The organism is Acinetobacter sp. Lyrl_1 (assembly GCF_051948795.1).
GTDB classification, from domain to species: domain Bacteria; phylum Pseudomonadota; class Gammaproteobacteria; order Pseudomonadales; family Moraxellaceae; genus Acinetobacter; species Acinetobacter towneri.
Genome location: NZ_JAYJLK010000034.1, coordinates 1 through 21,450, shown reverse-complemented (window position 1 = coordinate 21,450; position 21,450 = coordinate 1). Strand labels below are relative to the sequence as shown.

The window sequence follows — 21,450 nt, the reverse complement described above, 5'->3', positions numbered from 1 at the left end:
ATGCTGCAAAGACTTTAAATCTATGTTATAATATAACTTGTACAATAAAAATATCTCTATTCTCTCGTAGTTATTCATCATCATGCTGTGCTGCATTTATTTTCTATGCACTGCAAATTAAGTGTGATGAATGTTGTTGTATTAAAAACTATGCTCAAAATTTTAATTTGAGCTTGATTTGTAAGTTATAAATGAATTGGTGTAAATATTGAAAAAAATGCAAACAATGCTTGCGAAAGCAGTGAATGGTCGCGAAATTATGGTGTCTTTGGTGGCATCAAAGAAAAAGCAAAATACCCGTGATGGTTTTAAATGGGTCGAAGTCGGAAAACATGTGTTGTTGGAATGTGGTCAGGAAATTGAACTGAATTTAGATGGTCGCAGTTTTTATACCGATACGCATGAAATGTTCCGTTTACCGCATCGGGTTAATTAAGTTTTGGTCTGAAATGAATATTCAACCTAGCTAAACTGGATTGCATAATATGTAATTTAGAAAAGCTTTTAAAAGTTTTATCCAGAAAAATCCCGTTCATTGGCGAACGGGATTTTTTTATTTTATCTTTTACTGTGGCAGAGCACAGTTGGTAATGAATTAAACCTTAACAATCAAAACAGGAACAGGAGACTGAGTCAGTACGTTTTGGGCAACGCTACCAAGCATCATCTTTTTCACGCCAGTACGGCCATGCGAACCCATAATAATCAGGTCAGCACCAATTTCATTGGCAATTTGCACAATCCCTTCTGAAGCTGCAACACCGCGGATAATTTTGGTATCTATCGAGATACCTTCACGGCTAAAGGATTGCTGAATTTCAGCCAAACGATTTTGTGCATTTTGTTCAGCCTGCATGAAATAATCGGTAATTGCAGGTGCAACTTTGTAGAAGTCCACGCCTACAAAAGGATCAACTGCAATTACACTCATAATAGTAACAGGGCAATTTAGATCTTTTGCCAATGAAAGTGCTTGTTCGGCTGCAGCATAAGACATAGGTGACTCATCTACTGGAACAAGTAAGTGTTTATAAGTTGTCATGGCAAATCCTTATTAAAAATTTATGATGAAAATATGGCTTAAATTTGTAATTAAGCTTTAACTACAAGCACAGGTAATTCTGTATGGCGTAATACGTCTGTGGCAAAGCTACCCAATAATAATTTTTGGAAACCTTTACGACCATGTGAACCCATCACAATCACATCGGCATTTAAGTCTTTCGCAGTTTTGATTACACCTTCAGCAGATACCAAACCCTCAACCACGCGAGTTTCTGCATTTACACCCACTGCTTTCGCAATTTCATCTGCTTCTTTTAATGCTTTTTGTGCATTGGCTGTCGCTTGCACAAAGTATTCTTTCATAATGGCAGATGAATAGTTATAGTAAAAGTCCGAATCGGTAAATGGGTTTTCCGCAACAAGGCTAATTAAGGTGAGTTTGCTGTTAAATACTTTGGCAATTTCAGCTGCATGTTTGACCGCTGAAAAAGAAATTTGTGAACCATCTACAGGGACTAAAATATTTTGGTACGACATGCGGGTAACTCCAGAAATTATGATTATGTGCCTTACACTTTATTGATAGCATATAGTCTATACAGGTTCAATTTAAAATCTGAAAAAAGATTGATAATTCATTTAATTACCCGCCAAATTTGCTGAAATAAAAGATAAGCTGAAGATGATGAAATTGCTCAACTCAACGGCAAGGCTATACGATAAAATAAGCTGCTAAATTTGCAAAAATAAATAGGGTCTGTTGATATTTCATAAATGGCTTGCGCTGTAGGCTAAAACTGAGCAGATCAGGCATGAAACGCAGGGAATAGCGAGACTATTGCCAAGTTTCATAACGCAATCTGAGAAAGTTTTAGCCACAGCCTTTCAGGACGAGCATATTTTTTGCTGCTATTGCGTTATGAGTCAGTCATTTAGAATGACTAAATTTCCTGCCTCATGCCTTATATCAGCTAAAAAATATGCATCGTCGCAAACATAGACGAAGTATCAACAGACCCTGGATCCTAATATTTTGAATAACTTGGGTTTGAATTGTGCCTATGAATCTTGAGGGAATTGTGGTTTGAAATTATTTTGGATGTTGCTGTGTTTTATATTGTTAAGTGCTTGTCAAACCACGCAGCAGAACAGTCGAATCATTGCTGGTGCATTTAATCTCACCACAGGCTTGCAGCAAAAAATCATGGATCGCTATGCACCCAAAAACATACAAGTGCAACATGATATTGTGTATGCCACGCAGCCCAATTTGAGTTTTGACTTGTATCAAGACAGTCAATTGCAAGATTTAGCTGCACGCCCGACAATTGTCTGGATTCATGGTGGTGGCTGGATTGCAGGTTCAAAAGTCCACGCACGTGGCTATTTTAAATTATTAGCCGCGCAGGGCTTTAATGTAATTGCCGTACAATATCAATTTGCCCCGCATGCAACTTATCCTACTCAGTTGCAACAAATTGATCAGGCTTTAAATTACATCACGCAACATGCAGAAAAATATCAGCTTAATCCACAACAATTATATTTAGCAGGCGATTCTGCAGGGGCGAATTTAGCTAGCCATTATGCCGCATTATTGAGTAATCCTGCATTTGCACAGCAGTCTAATTTACAGCCGACTATTCAGCACAAACAACTTAAAGGGCTGATTTTGCACTGCGGGATTTATGATCTAAAAGCGTTTGTTGAAACTGCGCCAGATGAAATGAATATCGTAGAGTGGGGTGTTTATAATTTGGTGCAGGCTTACACGGGAGATCGGAAACAGGACAGTGAATTTCTTAAGAATATTTCGCCTATTCAACATTTAACGGCAAACTATCCTGCGGTATTTATCAGTGGTGGTAACAAAGACTTTTTAACAGAAACTCAATCTATGCCGATGCTGCATGCATTACAGCAACAGCAAATTCCTGTGACGACAGCATTTTATCCAGATATAAAAGCATGGTTGATTCACGAATATCAATTTTTTATGCACCAAAAAGAAAGCCAGCAAACTTTTGCTAAAACAGTAGAATTTATCCGAAGCACAGCAGACCCTAATGTATCGCGCATACAATAAATCAATACGATGCTTCAGAAAAAGTGTTTTTTAACTGCTTAAGTTATTTAGCTTTTGCTTTGTTTGAACTTTAAAACTGCCAAAACCACACAACCAAAAATCAGTCCCCAAAATGCAGAACCAATACCAAAAAACTGCACCCCAGAAGCACTAAATAAAAAGGTCAATAAAGCGGCTTCACGCTCTGCAACGTGCTGAAAGGCGAGGGCGATGTTGTGTCCAATAGTGCCAAGCAGTGCAATTCCTGCCAAAGCAGTAATAAAAACAGCTGGGAATGACATCAACAAACTGGTGAGCGTTGCAGCAAAGATCCCCATCAAGATATAAAACAAACCGCAGCTAATTCCCGCAATATAGCGTTTACTGGCATCGGGATGCGATTGATCATCTAAGCTAATAGCAGCACTGATGGATGCGATATTGACACTAAAACATCCAAATGGCGCGAAAATCGCTTGTGCTGTGCCTGTCCAACCAATTAAGTGACGTACATTCGGGTTAAAGCCATAGCTTTTGATCATGGCAAGACCGGGCAAATATTACGACGCCATATTAATGACAAACAAAGGCAGGGCTAAACCTAAAATAGCAGACCAACTTAATTCAGGTTGCATCCAAACTGGTTGTGCAATACTCCATTGCACACTCGGCATTTGAAATTGTAAGAAGATTGGGCATAACGCGACACCAATCAATACAGTTAAAACAATGCTATAACGTGGGCTAAATCGTTTTGCCAATACATAAGCCGCCAATAAAGACAAAATAAATGCCCATGCTTCTTGCAGACTGGTAAATAGGGCAATCCCAAATTTAAGCAGCACACCTGCCAACATGGCGCTGGTTAAGCTTTGTGGAATATAAGTCAGTACCTTTTCAAAAATACCCAAAAAGCCAAGCACTGCTGTGAGTACGCCACAAAACAAAAATGCGCCAATTGCTTCGTGTAAGCTATAACCGCTGCCCGTGGCGATAATCAGTGCCAAGCCTGCGGTAGACCATGAGGTCGCCACAGGATATTTAAATTTCCAAGATAAAATCAGCCCACTTAGACCAATACCTAAACCCAACGCCCAAAACCAAGAGCTGATTTGCTCAGCACTTGCGCCTAAAATTTGTGCTGCCTGAATGACTAAAACCGCGGAAACACTAATACCGACCAAGAAGGTAATAAAACCTGCAAATACTGCAGGCACAGAGAAGTCATTTAAAAGCTTTTGCATGCTTTCTTAGACATATTTTCTATAATTGATGGACAGATCATACACATTTGAACAAATAGTCAAAAGTGTTTTTTATACTTTTTTCATAGCGTTGAGCTTGCCAGTCTAAAGCCAAAACCGCAGAACAAAATACCAATGCTTGCAACGCAAATGGCTGCAATTTTATAACGTTGATTGAAATAACTGGCTAATTTGACTCCCGAAAAAATCAAGATAGATAAATAACCCATGCTAATGATTTGTAGGACGATGGCTAAAACAGCAAAGCTCAGCATCGGGTAGGTGTAATCAGGATTGACGAATTGCACAAAAAAAGACAAATAAAACAAAATTGCTTTTGGGTTAATAACGCTAATCATTAAAGCAGTTCGGTAGGGATGAACCCGTTCAGTTGTATTGCTCGTTGCTGTTGTAGAAAGATTGGCGTGCGAAGTTCTGGTTTGTGGAAACCATGTTTTATAGGCTGCAATCAGTAGTTTAATACCTAAATAGCCTAAGTAGAGCGCACCAACTACTTTTAATAAGGTGAATAGCCATGGAAAAGCATGCAATAATGAGGCTGCCCCTAAAATGGTGCACACAATTAAAATCAGATCACCCGTAAATACACCGAAAGCAGCTGCATAGCCTGTGCGTATCCCAAAGCGTGAAGCCACTGACATGACATAGAGTGAGTTTGGGCCAGGCAAGAGCACAATTAAGGTTGTGCCAATTATAAAAGTGCTGAGGTCACTAATACCAAACACGCAAACTCACCTAAATAAAAACCGATGTTGCAGTATAACAACATCGGTTTTGTGGCTTAGTAAAAATTTTGGAATTTTACTGGGATAGGTTAAAGCTTAAGCTTTAATCTCTGCATCTAAGCCGAAAGACTGGCGTAATAGGGTGGCAAGTTGCTCACGCGCTTTAATAAAGCCATCAATGCCGCCTTGTAACAATTGGAACGCCATCAAATCTGCCTCAAGTTGCGCTTTGAATTGTTCCTTTTCAATTGCTGCCAGTGGTTCAGCTTGAACTTGAATGCCATTGGTCGATAACGCTGCAGCGACTTCTCGTTCATCAGCTTCAAGTTCTGCCAATAAATTTGGTGCAACGGTCAATAAATCACAACCAGCTAAAGCCAAAACCTGATCAATACTACGGAAACTCGCGCCCATAATTTCAGTTTGTACTTGATGCTGTTTATAGAATTGATAAATTTTCTTCACCGAAAGTACACCCGGATCTTTTTCAATAGGGTAGTACATGACATTTTCAGCTTTTTTATACCAATCTAAAATACGACCCACAAATGGTGAAATCAACGTCACTTTGGCATCTGCACAAGCATGTGCCTGATGTAAACCAAACAATAAGGTTAAATTGGTGTGAATGCCTTCGGCTTCCAACACTTTCGCCGCTTGAATGCCTTCCCATGTCGATGCAATCTTAATCAAAATGCGGTCTGAATGAACACCATAAGCTTGGTACAGTGCTAAAAGTTCTTTGGCTTTGGCAATGGTCGCATCAGTGTCATAAGACAAAGAAGCATCCACCTCAGTCGAAACACGACCTTCAATCAGCTTTAAAATTTCTACACCAAATTTGACCGTTAAAATATCAATGCTGCGCTCAACCAATAGATCATTTGTATAACCTTCAGCTTTGGCTTGCTCAAATGCAGCTTCAATCAACGCTTTATTTTCAGGTTGATTTGCAGCCGCGGTAATGAGTGATGGGTTGGTGGTCGCATCCAAAGGACGAAACTTTTCAATCGCAGCCAAGTCACTACTATCTGCAACAATGGTGGTTAAGTTTTTTAGTTGATTTAAGGCTGTCTGTGTCATTCGAGATCTAGTTCTTAGGTTATTGCTTATACATTCAGTTATATCACAAACAGCTTTTAACCCAAGTACCAAGTAAGAGGGTTTGTGGATTATTTACCAGTTTTTCTCAGATTTCGGACGTGATTAATCAAAAAATGAGCAGCAGCGCCCAATTGATGTTCTCGGCTCCAGACCAAATCGACAAAATATTCAAATTTTGGGGTGAAATCTAGCAGCTGTAAAATTTTTAATTCGTGTTGTAGTTCAGGATGTTCATTCAGCATTTCCAAGGGCAAGACACCCCAGCCTAAACCCTGCTTAATCATACTGCAGGCAGAATGATGATTATCGGTACGCCAATAGTGCTTAGAAAATAACAACTCGGGTTTAATCTGCCGATCACGGCTCGCCACTACAATTTGCCGATTTTGTAAAATCTGTTCAAAACTGACTTGATCAGATTCAGCCAGCGGTGAATGTCGGGCAGCGACAGGCACTAAAATTTCACGTTTTAATTCCACAAATTGTTCACTGCTTTGTAATTGTTCGCGTTCAAACATAAAGGCCAAGTCCGCTGCTTGAGTCATGAGTAAATGCAGTGCATCTTCTTGTGGCGCAGAGAAAATATTGATCTGCAATTCAGGAAATTGCTGTTCTAGTAACACAATATAATCTGTCCAGCGAGTGTGTAGTAATTCAGACACCACCACAATATTTAAGTGTGCTTCCAGCCCAGAACTGAGCGCAAAAGCATGTTGTTTCCATTGCTTCATTTCTATGAGCAGTTGTTTGCTTTTTTCGTAAAGACTCTGCGCTTGTGGGGTAGGCAAAGGTTCACGCCCAATCCGTTCAAACAGTTTTAGGTCTAAATCAATTTCTAAATTAGCAATGGACATACTAATTGCCGAAGGCACCTTGCCCAATTGGCGTGCAGCTGCAGAAAAAGAACCCGTTTCCATGACGGTGATAAAAATAATCAGCTGATCTTGATTGATATTCATGGCTGAGCATTCGTTTTACTTTTCAATATTATTGATGGATTCTAACTCGATTGGTCAATTAAATGAAAATAAAATAAGCGGGGAAGGATAAGTATTTGAGTAAGCAGATGTTGATTTCCAAAAGAAGATGGGTACATGCCCTGAGTTATGAAGTGATTTTATTGGTCATCATTGCTTTGGCATTAAGTTATGTGTTTGAAATGCCAATGCAAGTGACAGGTGGTCTAGGCATTGCGATGGCGGTGACATCGGTGCTGTGGAATATGTTTTTCAATCACTATTTTGAAAAGTTTGAAGCGCAACACCAGCTACACAGAACTTTTAAAATACGCGTTTTACACGCAATTGGTTTTGAAGGTGGCTTAATGCTCGCCACTATTCCCATGGTGGCGTATGCACTAGAAATATCCATGCTGCAGGCAATTTTGATTGATTTATTGATGACGCTCAGTATTTTGCTCTATACCTTTATTTTTCAATATTGTTATGACCATATCGAAGCGAAATTGGGTTATGCTCCGCAACATTCAGTCAGATAAAACGCTAGTGGCTAATTAAAAGTGAGCTGCTATAAATTAAGCGCTATAAAAAAGCCACCTGAGCGAATCAAGTGGCTTTTATTGCTATCTAAATTGGAACTAGGCAGAATTATTTTTCAATAATGGCTGTTACACCTTGACCGCCTGCTGCACAGATTGACACCAATACGCGACCTGAACCTTTTTGATTCAGAAGTTTCGCCGCAGTGGCAATAATACGTCCGCCTGTTGCTGCAAATGGGTGACCTGCTGCCAAAGATGAACCTTTAACGTTTAATTTGCTACGATCAATTGATCCTAAAGGTGCATCTAAACCTAAACGCTCTTTACAGAAGTTTGGATCTTCCCATGCTTTTAAGGTCGACAAGACTTGAGATGCAAACGCTTCGTGAATTTCGTAATAATCGAAGTCTTGTAATGTTAAACCAGCACGTTCAAGCATACGTGGAACAGCGTACGCAGGTGCCATCAACAAACCTTCTTTTTTGCCTACAAAATCAACTGCTGCAGTTTCTTGGAAAGTCAAATATGCCAAGACTTCGTGACCATTGGCTTTTGCCCATTCTTCAGAGGCAAGTAATACGCAAGATGCACCATCGGTTAGTGGAGTCGAGTTACCCGCCGTCATAGTGCGCGCGTCGCCTTTACCAAAAGCAGGTTTTAACTTCGCTAGTTTTTCTACAGTAGAATCTGCACGTAAGTTATTGTCACGTTCTAAACCTAAGAATGGCGTGATGAGATCATCAAAGAAACCTTCGTCATAGGCAGCTGCCATTTTTTGGTGAGATGAAGCTGCTAACTCATCCTGCGCTTCACGAGAGATGCCCCATTCCAACGTAGTAATGGCTTGATGGTCGCCCATTGATAAACCTGTGCGTGGTTCACCGTTACGTGGCGCATCCATTAAATCTTTAATATTGATTTTGGTTAATGCTTTTAAGCGGTCTTTACCTGTCTTTGCAATATTCAATTCGAGCAATGCTTTACGCAAACCATCACCAAAAGCGATTGGTGCGTCAGACGTCGTATCTACACCGCCTGCAACACCAACCTCGATTTGACCAAGTGCAATTTTATTCGCAACTAAAAAAGCAGCCTGCAAGCCAGTACCACATGCTTGTTGTATATCGTAAGCAGGTGTTTCAGGAGCAAGCGCAGTATTAAGTACGCACTCACGGGTCATGTTAAAGTCACGGCTGTGTTTGAGCACTGCACCTGCAACAACTTCACCCAAACGCTGACCTTGTAAGTTGAAGCGTTCAACAAGACCATTTAATGCTGCTGTAAACATATCTGTATTAGATGCAGTAAAGTAAGCGCCATTAGAACGTGCGAATGGAATACGGTTACCACCGATAATAGCAACGCGGCGAACAGTGTTTTGGCTCATAATTTTATCCTGTTGAACAGAGGTATTGGTATTAGATGGTGCTTTTTTTTGCGTTGAAGCAGTTGTTTTAGCACGGCTAGTCGTGCGGGTACGTGTAGTTTTTGTCGTACTCGTGTTGGAACGGGTTGCAGTGTTGCTACTTTTGCTTGTACGTTTAGCAGTTGATGTATTTGACACAGAATCCGTTGCAGAATTTTCCACTGCTGGATTTTCTTGAGTTGTTTTGCTCATAAGGCTTTTCCAAGCATGTTAAGGGTCTACTTGATGCGTACATTAGCACAATAGTATGACAGCTGAATTGACTACAATGACATTGCAGAATGCATTCAGGTCAAGACATCTCATAATTAACTCAAGTATGATTTAGCACAAACGGGTAACGCTATTGAAATGTGGGCATTTGGCATCATATTGATGTTAAAAGATATCGTGTAATCCATCAAAAAATGAATTTATGAGAGATAATAATCATGACTGATCAATATCAAACATTTGCAAAATCTCCTATTGGTAAATTTGTCATTAAAAATTTGGGTTTACCATCCCCAACTTTTTTAGATCGTTTTGAGTCTGCAACACCAGTGGTAAAAGGTGCAGTACTTTTAGGTGCAGCGCCTGCAAGTGATTTGTCTGCATCAATTGCACAAGTTTTAGCTAATGTACATGCCAACAGTTATGCAGGTAACAATGCAGAATTGCAACAAGCTGCGGCAAAAGTGGGCTTAAATTTAGGTGCATTCAATCCAGGCGATAAAGAATCTAAATTTAAAGTGGTGGTGTTTGATGCTTCAGGTATTGAAAACTCTGAACAATTAAAAGCGCTTTATGAGTTCTTTAACCCAATCTCACGCCAAATTCAGGCTTCTGGTCGCGTGGTGGTGATTGGTACTACACCAGAAACTGCAGGCAGTGTGAAAAAAGCCATTGCACAACGCGCTTTGGAAGGTTTTGTAAAATCGGTAGGCAAAGAGTTTAAAAAAGGCATTGCGGCTAACTTAATTTATGTCGATCAAGGTGCTGCAGCAAACTTAGAATCTACGTTACGTTTTGCAATTTCACCACGTTCTGCTTATGTGTCAGGTCAGGTGATTCGTGTGTCGAGTGCTGCAACTGTAGATGTAGATTGGGCAAAACCATTGGCAGGTAAAACTGCAGTGGTGACAGGTGCAAGCCGTGGTATTGGTGAAGCGATTGCGCATGTGTTGGCACGTGATGGTGCACACGTTATTTGCCTAGACGTTCCACAACAACAAGCAGATTTAGACCGTGTTGCTGCTGAAATTGGTGGTTCAACACTAGCAATTGACATTACTGCTGCAGATGCAGGCGAGCAAATTAAAACAGCTGCCGCTGCGCAAGGTGGTTTGGATATTATTGTGCATAATGCGGGGATTACCCGTGACAAAACTTTGGCAAATATGAAACCAGAGCTTTGGGATTTAGTCATTAACATCAACTTGTCTGCAATTGAGCGTGTGAACGATTACTTATTGGCAAATGATGGTTTAAATGCCAATGGTCGTATTGTTTGCGTATCTTCAATTTCAGGTATTGCAGGCAACTTGGGTCAAACCAACTATGCAGCATCTAAAGCTGGCGTGATTGGTGTCGTGAAATTTACCGCACCTGTTTTAAACAACGGTATCACCATTAATGCGGTTGCACCGGGCTTTATTGAAACGCAAATGACTGCTGCAATTCCTTTTGCCATTCGTGAAGCAGGTCGTCGTATGAACTCTATGAGTCAGGGTGGTTTACCTGTAGACGTTGCAGAAACCATTGCTTACTTTGCTTCATCGGCATCGACAGGTATTAATGGTAACGTGGTACGTGTTTGTGGTCAAAGCTTGTTAGGGGCTTAACCCATTAAAGTCCTCTCCCTTAGGGAGAGGATTTAGGAGAGGGAGATAAGGGGATAGATTATTAACCCTTCTCTCTAGCTTTCTCCCAGCGGGAGAAAGAACTCCATTAAATAAATTAGAAAAACTTCTCAAAGGTTCAGTATGAATACTCGCCATTTTAGTCAACTTCCAAAACCCTATTTAGCCTATCCAAAAGTGATTCAGGGCTTAATTTTTAAAAAGCCAAAAGGTGAAAAAGTTCTGCCGCAAGTTGAATATGTGGTGGATTCATTCAAGGTCGATCAAAAGCACTTAAAAGCCTATAATGCAGTGACAGGTTTTAAAAATAACGGCTATATTCCTGCAATTTATTTGGCTGTATTGTCACAAAGTCTGCAAATGCACATGATGACCCAAGAAGCATTTCCATTTGCAATTTTGGGCTTGGTGCATATTCGCAACCAAGTCAAACAAAGCCGTAAAGTTGGATTGAATGAACAACTGACCTTGTCGTGTAAATTTGGTGAATTGCAACCACATGATAAAGGCGTACAGTTTGATTTTATTACCACCGTTAAAGTAGGCAATGAGGTGGTGATTGAAGGTTTGACCACGTATTTAGCACGTCAAAAAACCACCACTAAAGCTGCTGCAAAGCCTGCAGAAAGCAAAGCGCTAAACTATGCCGTTCAAGCTGAATGGGATATTTCTGAAAATACAGGTCGCCGTTATGCTTTAACGTCTGGCGATTTTAACTTAATTCATATCCACGCGATTACTGCAAAAGCATTTGGCTTTAAACAAGCGATTGCGCACGGCATGTGGAGCAAAGCCAAAGCCTTATCTAGTTTAACTTTGCCAGATGCTTATGAAGTCGATGTGTGGTTTAAGTTACCTATGTATTTGCCATCTAAAGTTGAGTTTTTAACTGCAACGGACGCTAAAAATACAGATTTTTTAATTCGTAACAGTAAAAACCAAAAACCGCATGTGACAGGTGTTGTCACCGCGCTTTAATTCAGTGATCGAAAGCCCAGATTATTTAAATTTGGGCTTTTTATTTGCGCTAAACTTTTATTAACAAGAAAAACGAGATAAACAGGACGATGCAACATTTAAAGGATTATATTTTTGCTGAAACTGAAAATTATCGTGGATGGGTTGCGCCTGAATTTCATGATTTAGCGATGCAATTTAGCCGTTTGCAAAATGCACGTAGCCAACAGGGCGGGGCTGCTTTAGCGGTGTACTTTCAAGGTCAGAAAGTCGTCGATATTTACACAGGCAAAAAGTCGCCAGATGAAGACTGGCAAGCCGATACCTTATCGGTATGTTATTCCACAGGCAAAGGCGTACTAGCGACACTGGCGCATATTTTAATCAGTCACGGACTGGTCGATTACGATACTCCCATTTATTTATACTGGCCCGAATTTGCCCAAAATGGCAAAGCATTGATGACCTTAAGGCATGTGCTGAGTCATCAAAGTGGTTTATATGACATCCGTAATATCATTGCCGATGCGACTGAAATGGCAGATTGGTCGCACATGCTGGATGTGTTGGCTCAAGCCAAGCCACGTTTTGATGTAGCAAGTGAGGCAGCGTATCAACCTTTAACTTTTGGCTGGCTGGTCGGTGGGATTTTAGAAAAAGCTACAGGTCAAACATTGGCTGAATTGATGCAGCAATACTTGGTTGAATCTTTGGCTTTGGATGGAGCGTATTTTGGTGTGCCTGCATCTGAGCTTTCCCGTGTGGCGCGACCATTTAAAACTGCTGTGACATCAGCGCAAACAGATACATCACCCACAAATAAACAGACAGCTAAAATTCAAAGCCAAACTAAATCGCGCAAACGTCCTGTATCAATATTCGATAAAGTCATTGCATGGAGTGGTCAAAACCCACAAGACTTTCAGGATGGCATGATTCCCAACGGCATGAAAAATTTTAGTTTTTTTAGCGATGCAGGTTTACAAGCCGTGATTCCTGCTGCCAATGGTGTATTTACTGCACAAAGTTTGGCACGTATTTATGCCATGTTGGCGCAGGGTGGATCATGGCAAGGTCAGCAATTGATTCAGCCTGAAGTTTTTCAGCAATTGAGCCAAGTACAATATGTACAGCGTGATCGGGTCATGCCTATCCCTATGCATTGGCGATTAGGCTATCACCGTGTATTAAGTTTGGGTAAGCGCTCTCACGGTTTTGGACACATGGGTTTTAATGGTTCAGGCGCGTGGTGTGATCCTGACCGTCAACTCAGTTTTGCCTATACCCATAATTTTGCTGCAGGTTCTTTAATTGGTGATTATCGACTTTGGGGACTGAGTCAGGAAGCCATTCGCTGTGCAGATCGGCAATTGCAAGCGCGTAAAGGCTGGTTTTAGGCGTGATTGTACGTTCACTCTTTGCCAAAAAAACAGTATGCTTAGACCTGTAAAAAGGAGCATTCATGTATCAGGTACTTGCGCGTAAATATCGTCCTCGTAATTTTAATGAATTGGTGGGACAAAACCATGTATCACGGGCATTGACCAGTGCTTTGGAACGTGGGCGTTTGCACCATGCTTATCTTTTTACGGGAACACGTGGTGTAGGTAAAACTACCATTGCGCGTATTTTGGCCAAATGCCTGAACTGTGAAACAGGCGTGACATCTACCCCATGTGAAGTGTGTCCGACCTGTACTGCGGTCAATGAAGGTCGTTTTATTGATTTAATCGAAATTGATGCGGCGTCACGTACTAAGGTTGAAGACACACGTGAGTTGCTTGATAACGTACCTTATGCACCGACTCAGGGGCGTTTTAAGGTTTATCTGATTGACGAAGTGCACATGCTGTCTACGCATTCGTTCAATGCTTTGCTAAAAACTTTGGAAGAACCGCCTGAGCATGTGAAGTTTCTGTTTGCGACCACAGACCCACAAAAACTCCCTATTACTGTGATTTCGCGCTGTTTGCAATTTACTTTGCGTCCATTGCAGGTCGATGAAATTACCAGTCATTTAACGGATATTTTAGCCAAAGAACAGATTGTTGCAGAGCAAGATGCAATTTGGCAGATTGCTGAATCTGCGCAAGGTTCTTTGCGTGATGCGATGTCTTTGACAGACCAAGCCATTGCTTATGGTCAGGGTGAAATTCATCATCAAGATGTCAAAGACATGCTGGGCTTGATTGATCGCACCATTATCTATGATTTGATTTTAGCGATTCATCAAAACCAACAGCAGCGTGTGAGTCAGCTGTTATTACAATTTAGACAGCAAGCTTTAGATGTGTCTTTAGTGTTGGATCAGTTAATTTCGACACTGCATGAATTGGCGATCATGCAATATCTGCCAGATTTAAACCTAAAATACAGTGCTGAAATTAATCAAAAAATTCAGCAGCTTGCGGGTCTGATATCTGCACAAGATTTACAGTTGTATTATCAAATTGCTTGTAAAGGACGCGCCGATTTACAAATTGCTGTGACCCAAGAGCAAGGCTTTGAAATGTGCGTACTGCGTTTACTGGCATTTCGACCTTTGCAAGCCAATGAAGTGTTGGTTGCTGCGCCACAAAATACTGCACAAACAGCAACTGCTCAGCCCGTTGCTCAAATGGAGCAAACTGCCCAAGCTGCAGCAACTCAAAATGCAGTACAAGCGGAACAGCATGTGACTGAATTGGATGTGGTTGCAACACCTGATCTTCAATCTGAGCGTGCGGCTGTTCCTGATCTTGATGGATTTGATTATGAAGATGATGATTATTCAGATCACACCACGGCACAGACCAATATTGCAGAACCTTCTTCAGATGATTTTTTAGATGAAGATGAGCCTGAAGCTTTAACACATCAAGTTCAACAGACGATTCAAGCGCAACAAACGACTCCGCAAGCACTTCCTTCAACAGCAGCGGTTTTGCCAGAATCTATGTCTGAACCTGCAGTGAATGAAGAAACAGCAATGCAGGCTGAGCATACGCAATCTGAATCTATTGTGTTTGATCCAAATGCAGAAGCACAATTGTTTGGTTTAGATGACGATACTACATCGCTAAGCACTGCATCTGATGTGCAAAGTCATGATGATTTTTTACTGGAAAGTTTTGATGCAGTTGCACCGTTAGATGATCATGCTGCATCAGCCGAAACATCGCCAGTTTCAGCTACACCACAATCGAATAATGCTTCACCATCAATTTCACAAAATGTAAGTGATGCAGAAACCGCTTTATTTGATTTAGCAGCGACTGAAGTCGAACCGAATGTTGCCAGTGCGACAGCACAACCGCAGCAAACCATAGCATCTAATGCCGATGATCAATTAATGCCGCAGGATATTCTGCGTTTACAGCCGCAAGTTTTAGAAGGTGAGTGGACTTTAGACAAGTGGGAATATTGGTTTAGACACAGCGAGTTGTCACCTGCCGTGCAAGAATTGGCGCAGCATGGCGTAATGACGGGGCAGATTAATGCTGAATCGGTTTTTCATATTCCTGAGCAATATCAGCAGTTATTGACTCAACTGCAACATGCTTTAGAAAGTGCTTTAAAAGAACAGTGGAGTAAAACTCTGTTTAAAGTGCAATATGAAAATGTGGATGACACGACACCGTACATTTTGCAGCAACAGCGCAAACAACGCGCTTATCAACGGGCTGAAAATTTATTGCATCAAGAACCGATTGTGAAAGATATTTTGCAAAACTTTGATGGCGAATTACATAACATTCAGTTGAAATAACCTGTTGTTAGCTTTTGTTTGCAGAATTTAAGGCTGGGTCAAACCAGCCTTATTTTTTGCTAAGCGCAAGCTGAATCTGTGCTTTTATATGGCTGTAATGCTTCGCGGATGTAGTCAGGAATCGGGCAGTTTTGGCGTGTAATTCGATCTACAAATACATGCACCACTTGTCCTTGTGCAGCGGCAAGATTTTGATTGTTTTTAAAAATTGCCAAATCATAAATTAAGGATGAGTTTCCAATTTTTTGAATAGCAACACCTACTTCAATCATTTCAGGATAGGACAATTCCTGCAAAAAATGACAGGTGGAATTGACCACTAAACCAATACAGGGTGATCGTTTGGGTTCAAAGCCTGCTTTTTGCATCAGTAGGGCATTGGCTGCGCTGTCAAAATAGCTGTAATAAGTGACATTATTGACATGTCCATACATATCGTTGTCTGCCCAGCGAGTTTGGATGGGAAAGAAAAAAGCGTATTGCTCACGGGTTTTGGTGTCAGGTTTCACAAGTTTACCTATATTTTTATCGACGTGGTGTCATGCTTTAATGGGTGGAAATCATCCCAAATAAATGTAGAAAGTTAAATACAGAACGTTAAGCGTAAATGTTAGGCATAAATGGCTTGGTAAATCTGTAACGCATCCTGCATTTGCATTGCTCTCGGGTTGTTTTGCAATAAACGGCTTTGCAGCATCGCATCTTCTGCCAGTTGTGGCAGCATGTTTTCTGCTATGCCTAGGGCATTGAGTTTTAACACCAAGCCACTTTGATCTAAATGATTTTGTAAATGATCAATAAACAAATCACATAATCCATCTGTGCAGCCTTTACTGCGTGGGTCTAACCAACACATCAGTTCTGCATAATACTGTTTGGCTGCAGGCGCATTAAATTTTAAAACTTCGGTTAGTACCAATGCATTGCTATGCCCATGTGAAATATGGAAATGTCCGCCTAAAGGATAGGCAAGCGCATGTACCGCAGCCACAGGAGCATTGGCAAAGGCTTGTCCTGCCAGCATTGAACCAAACAGCATGTTTTGCCGTGCTTGCATATTGCTGCCATCTTCAAGCACTAATTTTAAGTTTTGATCAAGTAAACGCAGCGCATGTTTTGCCAGAAAATCTGAATACGCATTTTTTTTGATTTTAGAAGTATAGGCTTCAATGGCATGTACCATCGCATCTATACCTGTGGCTGCGGTAATCTGTGCAGGTAGATGACGGGTAAAATTGGCATCTAAAATGGCAACATCGGCATATAAAATAGGAGAAACAATGCCTGTTTTACTGGTTGCACCTGTGGTGACAATGGAAATAGGTGTGACTTCTGAACCTGTGCCTGCTGTAGTGGAAACTAGAATGAGCGGTAAACGTGGTGCTTTCGCATTGCCGACACCGTACAAGTCTGACAGTTGTTGAGTTTGTGCAGGATGACTCAGCACGGCAATAATTTTGGCGACATCCATCGCACTACCCCCACCAAAACCTAATACAACATCAATATTTTGCTGTTTGGCAAAATCAACTGCTTCTAACACAATCTGTTCTGCGGGGTCGGCTTGCACATTCGAGTAAATGGCATAGTCCAGTTGTATCTGCTCTAAAATTTCTAAAATAGGTTGATGCAATTGATGTTGTAAAATGCCAGCATCGGTGACCAATAACAAACGCTTATAATTTTTTTCGGTTAAAACCGTTTTTAGTTCAGAAATTGAACCCAATCCAGAAATAATGTTGCCAACCGTCTGAAATTGAAAATGCTGCATTGTCTTTATTCCTATTTTTTATACCTAAATCAACATTATTGTAAGGTCACGATATAGGATTCATATCATAAATAACTTAACATAAGACACTTAAAAATAAAGTAGCTTTGAGGTTGTTTATGTCATCCAAAACGCCATATAAGGTGTTATGTGTTTGTTTGGGAAATATTTGCCGCTCTCCAACGGCAGAAATTGTACTTCAACATTTTTGTGATGAACAACAACTCAATGTGTGGGTAGATTCTGCTGGAACCAGTAATTATCACCCGGGCAAAGCCCCAGATTTACGCAGTCAAAAACATGCGCTTAAGCGCGGTTATGATTTATCTAGACTGCGTGCGCGTCAGTTACATATACAAGACTTTGTCGAGTTTGATTTGATTTTGGCGATGGATTTTGAAAACTTAAGCAATATTCAATCTTTAATGCGTCGTGCTGAAGCTGAACTGGGCAGTTTGCGCGCTGAAATTGCTTTAATGAGCGAACACGATCCGCATTATACTCAGCAAGAATTACCCGATCCTTATTATGGCGAAGCCGATGGTTTCGTGAGAGTGCTCGATCAATGCGAGTCGAGTAGTCGTGCTTGGGTGAAAGTTTTACAACAACAATTTGAATTGAAGGTTTAAGTCATGCACATTCAATACAATATGCAACTCAAACCTTTCAATACGCTCAATTTAGATGCAACTGCATCGCATTATGTCAAAGTTGTAAATATTCAAGATGTGCAGGATGCTTTAGCATTTGCGAATACAGAACAATTAAATGTGCTGATATTGTCAGGTGGTAGCAATATGTTATTGCCTGAACATCTTCATGCCTTGGTCATGCACATGGATATTCAGGGCATCGAAAAATGCGCTGAAGATGATGCAAGTGTCACCCTAAAAGTTGGGGCAGGACAAGTCTGGCATGAGTTTGTGTTGTGGAGTACGGAACAAAAGTTATATGGTCTGCAAAATCTGGCTTTAATTCCAGGTTTGGTCGGCGCTTCACCTGTACAAAATATTGGTGCCTACGGCGTTGAAGTCGGTGAGTTTATTGAATCTGTGCAGGTTTATGATCGTGAACGGCAACAGTTGAGCTCAATTGCCGCAGCAGATTGTCAGTTTGCCTATCGACACAGTGTTTTTAAAGATCAGCCCAACCGTTACATCATTACACATGTGACTTTTAAACTGTTAAAACAGGCAGCTTTAAAATTAAATTATGGTGACTTAAAAGCTGCTGTGGGCGATGTGCAAACCGCTGAAAATCTGCAGCAACAAGTCATTCAAATTCGCCAAAGTAAGCTGCCTAATCCTGCAGAATACCCCAATGTGGGCAGTTTCTTTAAAAATCCTGTGATTTCGACTCAGCAATTTGACCAAATTGCAGCACAATTTCCAAATTTACCCTATTACCCACAGCCAAATGCGCAAGTTAAAATTGCAGCAGGCTGGTTGATTGATCAAGCTGGCTGGAAGGGAAAACAACTGGGTGCGGTGGGTATGTTTCATAAACAAGCATTAGTTTTAGTCAATTATGCCGATGCCACTTTGGCAGATGTGCAACATACCTACCGTGCTGTGCAGCAGGATGTTTTAAACCGTTTTGGTATTTCACTCGAACCTGAACCTGTGTTATTTGATGAAACAGGTTTGATTCGTGTACATCAACCTGTAGGTTAAGTGAAGATGAAACAGAATCATTGGATGCTCAGATTGGTACAAATTGCTGCCTTGCTATTTGTATTGTTTGCAGCGTTCATGATTTTTATTTATTCACCTTTTTATTCTACTTTGGTGGTCAAAACACTGAACACTTTGGTGCCTGTAGAAGTGAATCAAGTGGCAGCAAAAAGTCAGCAAATGGCGGCGTTTAGTGATCAAGATAGCTTGGACTTGGAACCTGGTTCAGATTTATGGATTGCCCGACAAGCTTATTTGAAGCTCATGGAGCAAGAAATTCAATCTGAAAACTCGCAAAATTTAACTTTAATTCAGGCACGTTATAAAGCCTTACAAGCGCTAATTTTAGAAGAACAGACGCAAAAAAAATTAGCCTCTGAACAAGAGTTGCCGCAAGTCCCATTGTTGGTATCGAATGCGGCTTCGGAAGCGATTGTGGAAGACCCATCTGAAAGTGTAAAAGCTTTACTCAATTTAGATAGTCATGAAAATCAGGCACTGATGGAACAATACTTGGCATTTTTAAGCACTCATAAAATTGCCGAAACCGAAAGTGAACTTGTAGATGAAGAAATCTTTAAAGATATTGCCTTAATTCAGCAACAAAATATTCCAAAAATACCTGCAAGTTCTAAACCTTATGCGATTGTGGTTTTAGGTGGTGGCTTAACTTTAGATGATAATGGCAAAGATATTGTGGTCAATGACTACACACGTTTGCGTTTAGAAACGACCTTAGCGGTGGTACAACAATATCAATTGCCTATTGTGTTGAGTGGTGTCGAAGCACCTTATATGCAGCGTTGGTTAAACAAATATGATGTCGATGCAAAATTATTAGAAGATCGTAGCATGAATACTTGTGAAAATTCACGTTTTAGTTCTTTATTATTACAAAAAAAAGGGGGAGCGCCGACAGTGATTTTAATTACCGATCGTTATCACATGCCACGCACTCGCCGTTTATTTGCATTAAATGGCATTGAAACAATTCCTGTCGAAGCTCCAATGCCGACCCAACTGACTGCATGGCGTCCAAGTGAACAAAACTATGATCACAGCCGCCGTGCCAATTATGAAATGCTTGCCACCATTCGGGATGTCTTGATTGGTTCTAGCGCATGTCGCGAGGTGCCATAATGCCAGATAATCCATTTCTAAACCCAAGTGTGTTGAAGCAATTAGATTTGCCAGTGCCGAGTCGGGAAACTACGCCACAAATTCTACAACCCCTAAATTTGAATCGTCCCTTTGAACCGAGTGTTGAGTTACAAGCTTATCGACAGCTTTATGGTTTTCATTTGTTGGACTGTGAACATTGGCAAGGCTATGTACAAATGCCGTTGTTCAAATTGCATGTGCAAATTTTTCAACCCGATTTAAGCAAAACCAAATTTGAACAAGTGCAGGGTACGGTATTTCTGCTGCATGGCTATTTGGAACATAGCGGGATTTATCAGCCTATCGTCAAAGAGTTATTAGAGCAGGGCTTTAGTGTTCTGACTTATGATTTACCTGGACATGGTTTGAGTGATGGTTCTCCAGCTAACATCAAAAATTTTGATCATTATCAATATGTATTACATGCAGTTTATCAATATGTAAAAAATGCCCATCAATTGCCAAAACCGTGGTTGGGCATTGGGCAAAGTACAGGTGGTGCAATTTGGATGCATCACTTGTTGGAATTTGCTCAGCGCCGTGAAAATCCATTTGTAGAGCGTGTGTTGTTGTTATCGCCTTTGATTCGTCCTGCAAAATCGGCATGGTGGCATAACTCAGTTGGTTTGGGCATTATCCGTCGGATTAAGCGTGAAGTGCCGCGACATTTCCGACGCAATAATCATAATCCTGAATTTTTACGCTTTGTGCGTTTAAAAGACCCGCTGCAACCTAGAATGATGGGCATGGATTGGATTTTAGCCATGTCTAAATGGATGTTGGAGATGGAAGAACGTCCAGCTTGCCGTATTCCTGTTTGGTTGGCACAAGGGGCGCAAGATCAAACCGTAGATTGGCGCTACAACATTGAGTTTATTCGGAGTAAATTCCGCCTGCAAACCTTACTCATGTTAGAAGAAGGCTCGCATCAATTAATCAATGAACGTGCGGATATTCGTGCGGCTTTAACAGGGCTGATTCCTGCATTTTTACATGCACATAGCTCTAAGACTTATTATTAATTTATCAACCATCTTTTAAATACGGCTCTACATTTGCTTTGATGCTGTTCTCGGCATCAAAGCATATTTATGCTGCGCTGCTCATTAAAATGTGAAGAGATTTCTAAAATAAAATAGTACTTCACATTTATTTTTTATTTCATGCTCGAGTTTCATGTTTCAGTGCTATGCTCATGTTTATAAAAT

Annotated in this window: 19 protein-coding genes and 1 pseudogene; 11 read left to right on the top strand and 9 right to left on the bottom strand. The window is 40.8% G+C overall.

Annotation, left to right across the window (positions count from 1 at the left end; all coding sequences use genetic code 11):
- The first annotated feature begins 217 nt into the window (after positions 1-217).
- Positions 218-436, top strand: coding sequence for a hypothetical protein (locus tag VF675_RS10620; RefSeq protein ID WP_004973244.1), 219 nt, complete (start codon positions 218-220; stop codon positions 434-436).
- 159 nt (positions 437-595) lie between these two features.
- Here the strand turns inward: VF675_RS10620 and VF675_RS10615 are convergent, their stop codons facing one another.
- Complete coding sequence (locus tag VF675_RS10615) at positions 596-1,042, bottom strand: universal stress protein (protein WP_131262018.1); 447 nt, start codon at positions 1,040-1,042, stop codon at positions 596-598.
- A 50-nt stretch (positions 1,043-1,092) separates the two neighbouring features.
- Positions 1,093-1,542: a universal stress protein gene (locus VF675_RS10610; protein WP_131262017.1), complete on the bottom strand. Its 450-nt coding sequence runs from the start codon at positions 1,540-1,542 to the stop codon at positions 1,093-1,095.
- Positions 1,543-2,104: 562 nt separating this feature from the next.
- On the opposite strand from VF675_RS10610, the gene VF675_RS10605 reads away from it, so the two are divergent.
- Complete coding sequence (locus VF675_RS10605; protein ID WP_440205209.1) at positions 2,105-3,091, top strand: alpha/beta hydrolase; 987 nt, start codon at positions 2,105-2,107, stop codon at positions 3,089-3,091.
- Between the two features lie 47 nt (positions 3,092-3,138).
- Here VF675_RS10605 and VF675_RS10600 read toward each other — a convergent pair.
- The 4 genes and pseudogenes from VF675_RS10600 to VF675_RS10585 form a co-directional block, all read right to left on the bottom strand.
- A pseudogene (locus tag VF675_RS10600) lies at positions 3,139-4,314 on the bottom strand (benzoate/H(+) symporter BenE family transporter).
- Between the two features lie 83 nt (positions 4,315-4,397).
- Positions 4,398-5,060, bottom strand: coding sequence for a leucine efflux protein LeuE (gene leuE, locus VF675_RS10595; protein ID WP_004973255.1), 663 nt, complete (start codon positions 5,058-5,060; stop codon positions 4,398-4,400).
- Between the two features lie 96 nt (positions 5,061-5,156).
- Entirely contained in the window at positions 5,157-6,143 is a 987-nt protein-coding gene (gene tal / locus VF675_RS10590) for a transaldolase (protein WP_136144603.1), read from the bottom strand.
- An 89-nt stretch (positions 6,144-6,232) separates the two neighbouring features.
- Positions 6,233-7,123 carry a LysR family transcriptional regulator gene (locus tag VF675_RS10585; RefSeq protein WP_004973259.1) on the bottom strand — a complete coding sequence of 297 codons (891 nt, stop codon included), beginning with the start codon at positions 7,121-7,123 and terminating at the stop codon, positions 6,233-6,235.
- A gap of 107 nt (positions 7,124-7,230) precedes the next feature.
- On the opposite strand from VF675_RS10585, the gene aceI reads away from it, so the two are divergent.
- Positions 7,231-7,662, top strand: coding sequence for a chlorhexidine efflux PACE transporter AceI (gene aceI / locus VF675_RS10580; RefSeq protein ID WP_136144604.1), 432 nt, complete (start codon positions 7,231-7,233; stop codon positions 7,660-7,662).
- Positions 7,663-7,771: 109 nt separating this feature from the next.
- On the opposite strand, the gene VF675_RS10575 is transcribed toward aceI, so the two are convergent.
- Complete coding sequence (locus VF675_RS10575; RefSeq protein WP_440205204.1) at positions 7,772-9,283, bottom strand: acetyl-CoA C-acetyltransferase; 1,512 nt, start codon at positions 9,281-9,283, stop codon at positions 7,772-7,774.
- Positions 9,284-9,522: 239 nt separating this feature from the next.
- Here VF675_RS10575 and VF675_RS10570 point away from each other — a divergent pair, with 239 nt between their 5' ends.
- The 4 genes from VF675_RS10570 (at position 9,523) to dnaX (ending at position 15,637) form a co-directional block, all read left to right on the top strand.
- Positions 9,523-10,914, top strand: coding sequence for a 3-oxoacyl-ACP reductase (locus VF675_RS10570; RefSeq protein WP_096900884.1), 1,392 nt, complete (start codon positions 9,523-9,525; stop codon positions 10,912-10,914).
- Between the two features lie 141 nt (positions 10,915-11,055).
- Complete coding sequence (locus VF675_RS10565; protein WP_180169261.1) at positions 11,056-11,910, top strand: MaoC family dehydratase; 855 nt, start codon at positions 11,056-11,058, stop codon at positions 11,908-11,910.
- Between the two features lie 89 nt (positions 11,911-11,999).
- A complete protein-coding gene (locus VF675_RS10560; protein WP_440205203.1) occupies positions 12,000-13,286 on the top strand; it encodes a serine hydrolase domain-containing protein in 1,287 nt (428 codons plus the stop codon).
- A 65-nt stretch (positions 13,287-13,351) separates the two neighbouring features.
- A complete protein-coding gene (gene dnaX / locus VF675_RS10555) occupies positions 13,352-15,637 on the top strand; it encodes a DNA polymerase III subunit gamma/tau (RefSeq protein WP_440205202.1) in 2,286 nt (761 codons plus the stop codon).
- 59 nt (positions 15,638-15,696) lie between these two features.
- Here the strand turns inward: dnaX and VF675_RS10550 are convergent, their stop codons facing one another.
- Both VF675_RS10550 and VF675_RS10545 read right to left on the bottom strand, forming a co-directional pair.
- On the bottom strand, positions 15,697-16,146 hold the full coding sequence (locus tag VF675_RS10550) for an acyl-CoA thioesterase (RefSeq protein WP_440205201.1): 450 nt from the start codon (positions 16,144-16,146) through the stop codon (positions 15,697-15,699).
- 101 nt (positions 16,147-16,247) lie between these two features.
- Positions 16,248-17,408 (bottom strand): iron-containing alcohol dehydrogenase, encoded by a 1,161-nt coding sequence (locus VF675_RS10545; protein ID WP_440205200.1) that lies wholly within the window; start codon positions 17,406-17,408, stop codon positions 16,248-16,250.
- A gap of 119 nt (positions 17,409-17,527) precedes the next feature.
- Here VF675_RS10545 and VF675_RS10540 point away from each other — a divergent pair, with 119 nt between their 5' ends.
- The 4 genes from VF675_RS10540 to VF675_RS10525 are packed head-to-tail and all read left to right on the top strand — an operon-like array spanning position 17,528 to position 21,264.
- Positions 17,528-18,037, top strand: a complete 510-nt coding sequence (locus VF675_RS10540) for a low molecular weight protein-tyrosine-phosphatase (RefSeq protein ID WP_440205199.1) — start codon at positions 17,528-17,530, stop codon at positions 18,035-18,037.
- A 3-nt stretch (positions 18,038-18,040) separates the two neighbouring features.
- The gene (murB, locus tag VF675_RS10535; protein ID WP_440205198.1) at positions 18,041-19,081 is read left to right on the top strand and encodes a UDP-N-acetylmuramate dehydrogenase; all 1,041 of its coding nucleotides are present in this window, start codon (positions 18,041-18,043) and stop codon (positions 19,079-19,081) included.
- Between the two features lie 6 nt (positions 19,082-19,087).
- Positions 19,088-20,221: a YdcF family protein gene (locus VF675_RS10530; protein WP_440205197.1), complete on the top strand. Its 1,134-nt coding sequence runs from the start codon at positions 19,088-19,090 to the stop codon at positions 20,219-20,221.
- Positions 20,221-21,264: an alpha/beta hydrolase gene (locus VF675_RS10525; protein ID WP_440205196.1), complete on the top strand. Its 1,044-nt coding sequence runs from the start codon at positions 20,221-20,223 to the stop codon at positions 21,262-21,264. The genes VF675_RS10530 and VF675_RS10525 overlap by 1 nt, the downstream gene beginning before the upstream one ends.
- The last annotated feature ends 186 nt before the right edge of the window (positions 21,265-21,450 follow it).